General features: G+C 72.1%; 7 protein-coding genes and 1 pseudogene. 3 read left to right on the top strand and 5 right to left on the bottom strand.

Annotation, left to right across the window (positions count from 1 at the left end; genetic code table 11):
• Nucleotides 1-76: 76 nt before the first annotated feature.
• Nucleotides 77-2,866: an Ig-like domain-containing protein gene (locus tag ACZ3TI_RS34915; protein ID WP_465733492.1), complete on the top strand. Its 2,790-nt coding sequence runs from the start codon at nucleotides 77-79 to the stop codon at nucleotides 2,864-2,866.
• A 1,590-nt stretch (nucleotides 2,867-4,456) separates the two neighbouring features.
• Here the strand turns inward: ACZ3TI_RS34915 and ACZ3TI_RS34910 are convergent.
• Nucleotides 4,457-4,670 (bottom strand): annotated as a pseudogene (locus ACZ3TI_RS34910) (ATP-binding protein); the annotation flags it as partial.
• Between the two features lie 115 nt (nucleotides 4,671-4,785).
• Entirely contained in the window at nucleotides 4,786-7,143 is a 2,358-nt protein-coding gene (locus ACZ3TI_RS34905) for a helicase associated domain-containing protein (RefSeq protein WP_465733490.1), read from the bottom strand.
• A 169-nt stretch (nucleotides 7,144-7,312) separates the two neighbouring features.
• Between ACZ3TI_RS34905 and ACZ3TI_RS34900 the strand changes: the two genes are divergently transcribed.
• Complete coding sequence (locus ACZ3TI_RS34900; protein ID WP_465733488.1) at nucleotides 7,313-7,666, top strand: hypothetical protein; 354 nt, start codon at nucleotides 7,313-7,315, stop codon at nucleotides 7,664-7,666.
• A gap of 77 nt (nucleotides 7,667-7,743) precedes the next feature.
• Here the strand turns inward: ACZ3TI_RS34900 and ACZ3TI_RS34895 are convergent, their stop codons facing one another.
• Genes ACZ3TI_RS34895 through ACZ3TI_RS34885 form a run of 3 tightly spaced genes read right to left on the bottom strand, consistent with a single transcriptional unit; the run spans nucleotide 7,744 to nucleotide 11,256 of the window.
• Complete coding sequence (locus tag ACZ3TI_RS34895; RefSeq protein ID WP_465733486.1) at nucleotides 7,744-8,451, bottom strand: helix-turn-helix domain containing protein; 708 nt, start codon at nucleotides 8,449-8,451, stop codon at nucleotides 7,744-7,746.
• Nucleotides 8,448-10,664: a hypothetical protein gene (locus ACZ3TI_RS34890; protein WP_465733484.1), complete on the bottom strand. Its 2,217-nt coding sequence runs from the start codon at nucleotides 10,662-10,664 to the stop codon at nucleotides 8,448-8,450. Before ACZ3TI_RS34890 ends, ACZ3TI_RS34895 begins: the two co-directional genes overlap by 4 nt.
• A gap of 7 nt (nucleotides 10,665-10,671) precedes the next feature.
• Nucleotides 10,672-11,256 (bottom strand): DNA-binding protein, encoded by a 585-nt coding sequence (locus tag ACZ3TI_RS34885; RefSeq protein WP_465733482.1) that lies wholly within the window; start codon nucleotides 11,254-11,256, stop codon nucleotides 10,672-10,674.
• 237 nt (nucleotides 11,257-11,493) lie between these two features.
• Here ACZ3TI_RS34885 and ACZ3TI_RS34880 point away from each other — a divergent pair, with 237 nt between their 5' ends.
• Entirely contained in the window at nucleotides 11,494-11,622 is a 129-nt protein-coding gene (locus ACZ3TI_RS34880) for a hypothetical protein (RefSeq protein WP_465733480.1), read from the top strand.
• Nucleotides 11,623-11,954 lie beyond the last annotated feature (332 nt).

The raw sequence follows: 11,954 nt of genomic DNA, 5'->3' as shown, positions 1-11,954 counted from the left end.
GGAGTGCCGGATCACCAGCCATCCTTCTCGGTCACACAATGTGACGGCCATGTTACGTGATCGAGAGGACCGACCTGTGGCACCCGCACACCGACGGAGACCGATCCCTCCCGGACAGCCCCGCAGACGCTCCCTCAGACGCCCGCTCGGCGCGGCCCTCGCGCTCTCGCTGGCCGCCGGACCGCTGCTGCTGTCCGTCCAGGCCTGGGCCGGCGAGAGCGCCGCGCCGCCGCCGAACCCAACCACCACCGCGAGGTCCGGCGGCGCCACCGACCAGCCGCCCGACCGGACGGACCGCCCGGGACCGGAGACACCCCGGCTGGTCCGGCCGCTGCAGCGGGTGCCGGGGCTGAACATCATCGACGCGGACGCCTCCGCCGGCTCCACCCCGACCTTCGGCGAGGCGTCGATCGCGATCAACCCCGCCAACCCCCAGCAGATCGCCATCACCCGCTTCGGCCCCATCCCGGGATCGCGCTGGAACAACGCCGCTCAGCTGCTCTACTCCACCAACGGGGGCACCACCTGGAACCCCGAGTCGGCCATCCCGGTGCCGCCGGGCGTCCCCGGCACCTCCGGCGGGCCGTGCGACCAGACGATCGACTACGGCCACAACGGCACCCTCTACGGCACCTTCCTCACCTGCAACAACGGTGCCAACGTGATCGTCACCGGCTCGACCACCGACCCCACCAAGGCCTCGTCGTGGGCGTGGAACAACCCCACGCCCACCACCACCCAGCTCACCACCGGCACGCACCCGTTCAACGACCAGCCCTGGCTGATCACCAACCCCGACACCGGCACCCCGACCCAGGACAACGTCTACGTCGGCTACCAGGACTTCAACGCGACCGGCACCACGGCCAGTCCGCACGACCGGGTGAACGTCGCCCGCAACCACGCCAGCCCGGTCGACTTCCCCACCGCCAACGACGTGGGGGTCGGATCGGGGGCCCTGAACGACGGCATCAACGGCGGGCTCCGGCTGGCCGGCGACCCGCGCAACGGCGCCGTGTACGCCCTGTACCAGCAGGGCGGCAGCAACACGGTCAGCCAGCCCCAGCCCGTCACCATCAGGATCAACCGGTCCACCGACGGCGGCCGGACCTGGGACCTGGGCAACCCCCGGTCCCCCAGCACACCTCCGACCACGCCCACGGACGGCGTCACCGTCGCCTCGGTCAGCAGCGACCAGGGCAACCAGGGCTTCAAGTTCGGCGGGGTCAACGCGCTGATCGGCGGCATCCACCACGCCGCCGTCGACCCGACCAGCGGCGACGTGTTCGTCGCGTACGGCGTCGACGTGTCGGGCACCAATCAGATCCGGCTGCGCCGGCTCACCGACAACGGCGCGAACGACCTCACCATCGGCTCCGAGGTGAACGTCTCCACCTCGACGAACGCGGCGCTGCCGTCCGTCGCGGTGCTCAGCGACGGCACCGTCGGGGTCCTCTACCTGACCTCCGACGGCAACAACACCAACGGCTTCCCGATCTTCACCGCGCACCTCGCCCGGAGCTTCGACCACGGCGCCACCTTCACTGACTTCGAGCTGCGCTCCTACACCACGCAGGTGGGCACCGCCGGCGCCCCCACCGAGCGGCTGTTCGGCGACTACGAACAGCTCAAAGCGGTCGGCACCACCTTCTACGGCGCGTTCGTCGGCAACCTCAACGGCACCGGCCAGACCACCGCCCAGCCGACCGACACGATCTTCTTCAGCGTCCCGAAGACGGCGACCAGCTCGACGCTCACCTCCTCCGCGAACCCGTCCGTCTACGGGCAGCCGGTGACCTTCACCGCCACCGTCGTACCGACCCCGGACGGCGGAACGGTCACGTTCAAGGTGGACGGCACCCAGCTCGGCAGCCCGGTGCCCGTCGACACCACGACCGGGAAGGCCACCTCGGCCGCCATCTCCTCGCTGACCGTCGGCGACCACACCGTCGAGGCCACCTACAGCGGTGACCTCGACTTCCAGGGCAACACGGCCATGAGCCTGACCCAGACCGTGAACCAAGCCTCCGTCACCACCACGCCGGCCTCCTCGGACGGCGGCCAGTCGGCCTTCGGACAGCCCGTCACCTTCACCGACACCGTCTGCCCGGCACCCCCGAGCACCGACCCGGCCCTGCCGCCCTCCGGCACGGTGGTCTTCAAGGACGGCACCACCGTGCTGGGCACCGGGACCCTCGCCCCCGGTGGCGGCGCCCACTGCGGTCAGGCCCAGGTGACCTTCAGCAACCTGCTCCCCGGCAGCCACACGATCACCGCGCAGTACAGCGGCGATGGCAACTTCCTGGCAGGCGGGCCGGAGACCCTCACAGAGGTGGTGACCTGCGCCAACGTCATCACCGGTGACGTCCGCGGCGGCGTGGACGCGACCGCGCCGAGCACCTGCGTCATCGGCGCCACTGTGCACGGGTCGGTCCGCGGCGCGGCCGGTGGGGCCCTGTTCATCGGCAACTCCACCGTCTTCGGCGGTGTGCACTCCGAGAACGGCACGCTCTTCGGCATGTGCGGCTCCACCACCACCGGCACGGTGGAGGTCGGCCGCGCGAGCGGGTTCGTCCTCGTCGGCGACCCGGGTGACGACGGCTGCACCGGCAACCGGGTCAACGGCTCCCTCCACCTCGTCGACAACCGCGCGGGCGCCGAGCTGATCGCCAACCGGATCGACGGCTCGGTCGAGGTCAACGGCACGACCGGCACCGGCCCGTTCCCCGAGGACACCCGGGCCGAGATCGAGGGCAACATCATCGGCGGCTCGCTCCACTGCACCGGCAACAACCCGCCGCCGACCAACGGCGGTAACTTCAACACCGTCCACGGCGCGCGCACCGGGCAGTGCGCCAATCTGTGAACCGGTGAACCGGTAGGTCGATCCGAGGGGTCCGGCGCCGCGCGCCGGACCCCCGGCATGCCCGCCCCCGTACCCGTCCGGAGCCCGTCGATCAGCCCGGGCTCGACGCGCCGACCCAGCTCATCGGGGCCGGCCTCACCGCCACCGCCCTGGTCCCCACGGGTCGCGGCCGCCCTCGGCCTCGACGAGGACAGTCCCACACGGGCGGGACCCGCAGGCCCGGCCGCTCCAGTTCGAGGTTCTCCAGCAGCTGGCGCCGCCGCGCGTACGGCTCTGTGAGCAGTGACCGCTGCCCGGTGTGCAGGAGGTCGAACGCGGCTGGCGCAGCCTCGGGCACGTAGGCCTCGCACCGCACCCCGTCCCACGTCACCTCTCCCATCCAGCCGGGTCCGGATGGCAGCGGGCCGGACGTCGCGAGCATCGGCTCGACGTGCGGCAGTCTCACCTGCGCGGATCCCCGGGGACTCATGCTTCCAGGGTGCAGCCGGCCGGACCCGTCGTGGGGCCGGATGCGGCCGGTCGGCCGACACTGGCCCCTGGCACGCCGCGACGGACTCGTGAGCAGTTCCCAGGGGATCGGGACGGGCCGCGGGCGTCCTGAGGTGTGGGCTGTGGTGGGTCAGATCAGAGACGCCCTCGTCCCGCTTGCCTGCCGCGCTGCCCGTTCAACTCCTGGAATCAGGCCAGCCAGGGGCGCGCCTCGTTCGAACAGCCCTGCCGCGGACATGCCGCGGCCTCGGCACCTGGGCAGCACCGGGGCCGGATCGGCCAACTCTCGCCGTGGATCGCGCCTCCGACTCGGCAGCCCCCCGCCCAACCGCCACTCCTGCTCCCAGGCAGCGAGGTCGCCCAGGCGGTTCGAAGGCGGACGACCGCCCGGCCTGTCGGGCAGTGGGCCGGATCGGTGTCCGTCCCCGCTGCGCCCGGGCGAGGCGACCAGGCGGACGCTTCCTTCTTGGACGGCTGGCTGCGTAGGTCATATCCGAGAGCACATGTTGGTCGGTTCCAGTAGCACTTATCGTCTGGAGTGCAGGGATGTTGGCGAGAGGTGAGAACACTCGAAGTGGCGCGGGCTCGCAGTGATCGCGCGTGGGAACAGCACGGCCCGTGGCAAGATGACGGTATGTTGACCCGAAAGGCTGATGCCGCGTAGGCGTCCCAAGGGGCTGCGCGCGGAGCGTTGGCGGCCCAGAAGAGGTGTGCCGGTTCGCCGGATCCGTGGCGTGTCCGCGGCCACTCGTGTGGCGGTCCGGCGACTGGAAGATGAGCGTCTGTGGCCGGGGGCTGTCGCCGCTGCCCTGACCGAGTGCCGGTTGTATCTGGCGCAACCAGGCCGCGTACTGCCGGATCCGGTGATCGGCTGCGAGTGCTGTGATCCTCTGGTGGCGCGAGACCGTCTGGAAGACGTGCTGCTGTGGCTTCCCCGCGGTGGTCGGACAGACCTCGGCAGGCTCGTTGCCAGGTTGGACTCCGAGTTCGATCGCCGGGCCGTCTCCCTCAGCTCTCACGTCGTGCTGACGAGCCCATTCAGTGCCTATGGGTATTGGCGTCGGCGTTTCATGGAGAGCTGAGGGACAGGCGGGTTTCGCCTCAGCCGGCAGCCAGGTGCTCGGCGCGAGCGCGGGTGGTGGCGAGTCGGTAGGAGTCGGTGCCGGTTCGCGGATGGTGCCGTTGAAGGTGAGGCGGTCGACGATGGCCGCGCAGAGGCGGGGGTCGGTGAAGGTCTTGGTCCAGCCATCTGGGCGAACGACTCGTTCGAGGCGATGGCGACGCTGTTCTTCTCCTCGCGTGCGGTCAGCACCTGGCGGCCGGGGCGAGCGGTGTCGGTCATCGCGCGGTGCCTCCGGAAGTCGGGAGCGGGGTACGGGCGGCCGTCCCGGCCCGGGGCGGGCCGGGACGGCGGTATCTCGCGGGGCGGGTCAGCCGGTGACGGTCTCGGCGTGCCGGGTGAGCGCGTCCAGGAGCGCGGCCTGGTGGTCGGTCAGCTTCCCTTCGAAGCGGGCCTTGTCCTGCTTACGCAGCCACGTGCCGGGGCGGAAGGTCGGGTCCGCCTCGCCGCCGGTGCGGTTCGCCGGGCCGTCGAGGGTTCCGCCGGCGGCGAGGTAGGCGAGCAGGCGGCGGTAGGAGCGGTTCCAGTCCGGCTCCAGGTGCCACAGCTCGTCCAGCGCGTCCAGCTTGGCCACCTGGTCCGTGGTGAGGTTCTCGGCCTTGCGCTGGCGGCGCATCCACGCGCCCACCGCGTAGTCGTCCAGCTTCGCGGTCGCCGGGATCGCCAGGTGGCCGTGCTGGTGGTGGAACGCGGCGGCGTAGGCGTAGCCGCGTTCCCAGGCGTTGGCGTTCTTCGACCAGATCATGCCGAGCGCGTCCAGCTCGCTGACGCGGGCGGCATCGAGGAGGCCCTGGCCGTGGAGGTGACGCTGGCGGGTGAGCCAGGAGATCAGCTCGGCGTGCTTGGTCTTGTCGGTGGGGTCGAGGTGGCCGTGCTGGAGGTGGAAGACCGCCGCGACGGCGTGCATGCGCTGCCACTCCACGGCGCGCGGGTTGAACGCCCGCAGCTTCACGGTCTGGAGGATCTTCGCCGTGTGCTGCTTCGCGTTGATCCGCAGCCACTCGATCGGCGACTCGACCGGGGCCGGCTGCTGCTCGCCCTCCGCGGCCTCGGCGGCCTGGCTCTCGGTCGGCGTGGCCGCGGTGGTGTGCGCGGTGCCCTGAGAGCGGCTGGCGCGCAGCTCGGTGATCCGGCCGACCACCCGGGCATCGTGCGCAGCCAGGGCGCGCAGAACCCGCCAGATCGTACGGAACGAGCTCGCCTCGATCTCGGCGTCGGCCTCGGCCTTCACGGCCTCGCCGGCGTCGTGGACCTCGGCCGGGTCCGCGGTGGCGGTGTCGTCACCGACTTCCGGCGTCGGCAGGTAGACCGGGATGATGACCCAGGACACCTTGCCCTGCCGGTAGGACTGGCGCAGCGCCCGGCCGACGGCCTGGATGATGTCGATCACGCTCGACTTCGGGTCTGCGAAGCACACGGAATCCACAGCTTGGACGTCGATTCCTTCGGACAGGAGCCGAGCGTTGCAGAGGATCCCGCACTCCTCGCCGTCCTCGCCGGTGTGGGCCTTGAACTCCGTGAACGCGGCCCGGCGCTCGCGCAGTCGGTCGGTGCCGGCCACCGCCTTCGCCCAGATCCGCTCCGGACGCTCCGCGTCGGGCAGCAGCTCGGAGGCGTCCAGCAGGGTGCTCGCGAACTCCCGCGCCGCGCTGACGCGGGAGTGGAAGGTGATGACCCGTCGGAGGCCGAGGTCGGCGATCGCGCGCAGGATCGCGATCTGCAGGGCCAGGCGCAAGAGTTCCTCGTTGCTGCGCTGGGAGCGGAGGTCGGCGACGGCGGGGAGGTTGAGCAGTTCGCGCAGGTCCTCGTCGGTGACGACGGGGACCAGGACGCGGTAGTCGGCGAGGTAGCCGTGCTCGATGCCCTGTCCGAGCGTCCAGGTGAACACGGTTTTGCCGTAGATCTCCTCGTCGTCCATGGAGCAGAGGACGGGCAGCGCCTGGCCCTCGCTGTCGGCGTCGGCGAGGTCGGCCAGGCCGTCCTTCGCCCGCCGGTCGTCCGCGATCCGCGGGGTCGCGGTGAAGTACAGGCGGCGCTTCGCCGGGATCTTCGCGTCGTCGTGTACAGCCGCCCACGCCTTCCCCTCCGAACCGGCCGTGCGGTGGGCCTCGTCGATCACCACGAGATCCCACTGGGCCAGCCCCCAGCCCTGGTGGGCCTGGACGATCCGCTCCAGCGAGGCGTAGGTGGCGTACACGGTGACCGGCTCGCCGGGCTTCTCCTTGGTGACCAGGTCGGCAATCCGCGGGGCCTGCGTCGACACCTGAGCGTGGACCCGGCCGCCGGCCTCCGCGCTCTCCAGCGCCTCCTCCCGCGAACACGCCGCAACAGCCAGCCCGCGGCGCCCGCCCCGCAGCGACCACGCCTCGGCGGTCTGCTCCAGCAGCTCGATCGTCGGCACCAGCACCAGCACCCGGCCCCGAGCGGCCAGACGCCGGGCGCAGCCAGCCGCGATGAGGGTCTTGCCGGATCCGGTCGCGGCGACCACCGTCGCGCGGCCGCCGTCCTTCACCTCGCGCACCGCCGCCGCCACCGCGTCCTTCTGAAACCAGTGCAGCGGCAGCGGGTTCACGGCGGTGCCGGACGGCTGAGCCGGGAGCGGCGGTACGGCCTGGGCGCGCAGTCCGGCCGGCACGTCCTGCTCGGCAGTGGCGGTGGTGGTCTCCACGGCGGTGCTTCTCCTTCGGATGCTGAGACGGCTCGGCGGGGCGGGCGGTGCTATGGAAGGGTCGGGGCCGTCGGCCTCTCCTCGGGGCCAGGTCATGGATGGGGAGAGGCCGACCTGTGACTGAGCATTTCAGTTGGCCAGTTGAGCAATGACCCGGCAGGGTTGACACATGACACCCGACGGTCTTTCCGAGCTGCTCGCTGAGCAGACGCCGGCATGCGGTCCCGCACGCGAGGCCCTGCTTTCCGGAGGCGACTTCGGTGTCTGGGACGGCCCGGTGCCTGCCGACCGGCTGTTCCACACCTACCGGACCCGGCTCCGGATCGCTCAGAAGCGGGGGCGGGCGACGCTCGGCCTCGCCGAGACCGTCGGGCTCCTCGAACGCGCGGAAGGCGAACTCCTTCGTATCGGGTGGATCGACATCACAGATCGCGCGTGGGCCTTCACGCTTTTCCTCAACGTCACAGCCACCACGGTGCTGGCCTGCGCTGGCATCGCCCTCTCCCTACACGAGATGGACTGACGGAGCCGGAAACGCGCAGCTGGCCAACTCGTCCGCTCACTGGCCAAGTGAAGCGCTCAGTCACACGACCGGACTCTCTACTGCTGCTCGGGCGGCACCCAGCCGCGGACTTCCAGATAGGCGATGTCGGCGTCCTCGACGGCGCGGCCGGTCTCCACCAGCCAGGCCCGCATCGCCTCGGTGACGTCGCCGTGGTGGTCGGCGACCCTCTGGGACCACTCGGCGGCGTCGAACCCGCCGGTGCTGGCGGAGCCGTAGGTGCGCTCCTCGGTGCCGTCCGCGCGGGGGATGAAGCCGCGTCGCAGCCCCGGGGAGTCCTCCGTGGAGCCGGCCGACATCGTGTACTGGTTGGCCTTCATCCGGACGGTGAAGGCGAGGCGGCCTCCGGCCTGGCCGGTCTCGTGGACGACCGGGGCGAGGTGGGAGGCGCCGGAGCGGATGGCCTGCTTGCCCGCGCGGCCGGCCATCGAGCCGCCCGCCTCGCCCACGACGTCCTTCCCGCGTACCCGGGCCTTCTGCCCGGTCTTCGTGCGGCGCCGCTCCACGTTCTCCTGAGCGACGGCGCCGAGCGCCTCGGTGTCGCGTTCGCCGCCGCGCACCGCGCGGACGACCTGGCGCAGCGCGGCGACGAATGCCTTGCCCTTGCCCTTGGTGAAGAACTGGGACACCAGGCTGGCGTCGCGGCCGAGGATCTTGGCGACCTGGCGTTTGGTGTAGCCCTGGTCGAGCAGCTCCTGGGTCAACCGGGCGGCTTCGTTCGGCTGGTTCGGGTCGGCCGGGCTCACTGGTCAGTCCCCTTCGCGGCGAGTTCGGCGCGGCCCAGGCCGCGCAGCTTCAGGTACTGCTCCTGGCTGACCGGGTGCTCCACCGGGCCGGTGAGATGGCCCTTGAGCAGGTAGTCGCCCGGCTCCCCGCGGTACGGCCACGGCTGGCGCTCGGTCAGCGCGATGCCGTCCGTGCCGAAGTACACGACCGTTCCCGGCTTCGCGTGCAGCGCCCCGGCGTAGCCGATGACCTCCTTGCCCTGCCGGTACTTCATGTCCAGCAGCGCCGCCCGCGCCCCCGACCACACATAGGCCGCCCACTCGGGGTGCGCGTAGGGGTCGCGGGAGAAGCCGGCCTGGCGCTGCCAGGTCACCACGTCGCCGTCCTGGCCGAGGATCTCCACCCCGGCCGGGAGGCTCTCGCCGACCGGGGTGGTGCCGGAGACCAGGCGCGGGCGCTGGGCGAAGCCGCCCAGGCCGAACAGCAGCACCGAGCGAACGGCACGAGAGGCGAGGTAGGCCGCCTGCCGCTGCCGCTCGTCCCCGTGGATCCGGGAGAGGTTGGTCAGGTCCGCCCAGGCGGCCTTCAACCGCTTGCCCCACTCGTCCAGCGGCTTGCCGTCCTCGAACAGCAGGCCGCCGAGGATCTCGACCTTCCACGGCATCAGGTGGTTGGACAGCGCCAGGTGGACCTCCGCGCCACCTGCCCAGGTGGTGAAGGTGGCACCCGGCTCCGAGGGGTAGACCCAGGCGCGGTCACCGGTGACCGGCGCCGGGAGCAGGCCGACGTGGTTCCACCCGGCCGGGACGGTCAGCCGCACGTTCCAGTGCGAGCAGGACATCAGCGCCTTCGTCTGCTCGGCCTCCGTCATCGCGGCGAACGCGGCCGCGGTGATCCGGCGCGGGGTGCCGACCGGGGACTTCCACAGGTGCTTGGCGTAGGCGAAGGTGCGGTCGTACTCGACCAGGGCCGGGAGCTGTTCGGGGACACGCGGGGGCAGGATCAGCTCGGTGCGGCCCTGCCCGCCGGTCGCGTGCAGGAGACCGCGCAGTTCCTCGGAGAGGACCGGGTAGCCGCCGGCCCACTTGCCGGTGGTCGGAATTGTGCGCGACCACAGGTCCCGGCCGGTCTGGCTCGGGGAGCCCATGAGCACGGCGTCGTCCCAGTGGCGTCGCAGCGCCTGCCACAGCAGCGTGAACGCCTGGCGGCAGGTGACGACGCCGGCGCCGTCCGGGTCGAACCACTCCCCCATCGAGCGGATCTCGGTGGTGCCGCTGTCCGGTGCGGTGGCGGGGGCGTAGCGGCCGACCGGCTGGCGCTGGTGCACGAAGTGCCCGGCCAGCTTGTCCCGGCCGGAGCCGACAGCGGTCGTCCACCGCTCGGACGGGGTGTTCAGCCAGGCCGCCACCGCGTCCTTGAGCGTGCTGTAGCGCTCAGCGCCGTCGTGCCAGGGGGCGCCGGCGGTGATGTAGATCCGCTCCGTGCCCGGCGCGGCCTGCAGGACGGCGTCCAGGATCTCCCCCGGGGTGCGGGCGCCGAGGTCGAGGCGCACCACGCGGTCGCGCACCGCCAGGTCACCGGTCGCGGCGTCCAGAAACACCGTCGCGCGGGCCTGCTGGACGAAGTTCGGGCGCTTGGACACCAGCCCGGTGGTCACCGCCTCGAACCGCGCGCCCGCCGGTCCCTCGGGAAGGGTGGGCAACTCGCGCGGCCCCACAGCGACCGGAGCGACCGGAGCCGCCGGGACGACCGGCGCAGCAGCGACGGGCGCGGCCGGGGTGGGCTGCTCGAGGACGACCTGGTCCTCGACCTCGGCCTGCGCCTCGACGGCCGGGGCGGCCTGGGTCGGCTGCTCGACGACGACGGCGGGGCGGGCCAACGCCGGAGCGACCACGCTCACGGGCTCGGCGACCGGCTCGACCGCAGGCCCCGGGGCGGGCACAGCGTCGGCGGCGGCCTGGTCGTCGGCCTTGGCAGCGCGCACGGCGGCCGGGGTCGGGTCCAGCAGCGGCGCGATCCGCACCACGTCACCGACCGACAACCCGGAGGCCTTCGCGATCGGCGCGGCCTGGGCGCCCTCGTACCCCGCGAGCCCGGCCACCCGGCGCGCACGCTGGGCGGTGAGCTTGTCCAGCTCCTTCTGCGCGGCCGCGACCGTCTTCTCGGCGGCCGTGATCTCGGTGCGCAGCTCGCGCAGACCGGCGAGCTCGGAGGTGTACGTCTTACGGTCCATCAGCGGGTCACTCCCCCTCGATGACGGTGGCGGTGGTCGGGTTGGTGGTGACGTAGGCGATCGGGCCACCGGAGACGGACGCCAGGCGGGTGCCGAGCAGCAGGCCCGCGAGGCGGGCATCCTCCGGATCGGCGGGGGTGGCGGCGTTGGCAGGGGCGGTGAGGTCGGTCAGGTAGCCGGCCAGGCGCGCCTTCGGGAAGCGGTAGCGGCCCGTGGTGCCGGCGGTGCCGTCGGACTCCCACTCCTCCAGGCCGGTCAGCACCGCAACGACGAACCCGGCCACCGTCACCGGCAGCACAGCGCCGGCCGCGACCCGCGCCGGGTCGCACCGCCACCACCCGGACAGCGCGGCCAGCAGCTGCGCCTGGTCCAGTGCGGTGCCGAAGCCGATCCACTCCCGGTTCCACTTCGGGTCCGGCTTCTCGACCCGCGCCGCAGCGTCCGAGCGCAGCACCGCCACCTCGGGCGCGGCGAGCGCTGTCAGGTCGGCGGCCGGGCGGGCCTGCAACCGCTGGAGGGCGGCCAGCGGGAACACCTGCCGACCCTGATCGCGCACGCCCGGGACCACGCCGGTGGCCATCAGCTTCTTCACCGTCGGGATCGAACACCCCATAGCCGTCCCAGCCTGCCCGGTCGTCACGAACACACCCACAACCTCCACGCCTATCCATCCAACTTGAAACGCTAGGGCGACCCTACGCCTCCCCGTCGACACTGTCCACGCCTTTTCAGTAAGTCGCACAAGCATGCCTGGGTGGTCGGTCCGCCCCGGTTTGTCAGTGCTGGCGGGACCGTGGTAGGTGACCAACCCCGGAAGGGGGCGGAGAAGATGAGTGCTCGCCAGCAGAAGGCCGCGGTGATCCTCGGCACGGCCCCGGTCGGCACCTGCCTGCTCGGCAACATCGCCAAGGCCAGGCCCGCGTGCTCGGCCTCAACGCGGCCCAGCTCACCGCGCTGAGCGCGGGCGTCGCGTTCGCCCTGCGCAACGCCTGAGCACGGCCCGCACGGTCCGGCCCGGTCACCACCACGGTGGCCGGGCCGGCCGCTTCCCGGCCCTACTCCGCGCCGGCCTCGGGGCGGGGCGCCGAGCACGCACCGCAGCAACCCGGGACGCGGCAGGGCGGCCGGGGCCTCGGGGGTGCGCAGCTTGCGGACGGCGGCCACAGCGGCCACAGCGGCCGGGACGACGGAGAGACCCCTGCAACCATCGTGCGGGGTGCACTCGTTAGCCCGAGGTGAAAGAAGATGATCTCGCTGAAAGGGAACCCGGTATGGCTTGTGATGACCCAT

The organism is Kitasatospora sp. NPDC023120, assembly GCF_055560835.1.
The sequence above is the reverse complement of the archived record's forward strand: the minus strand, read 5'-3'. Positions and strand labels throughout refer to the sequence as shown.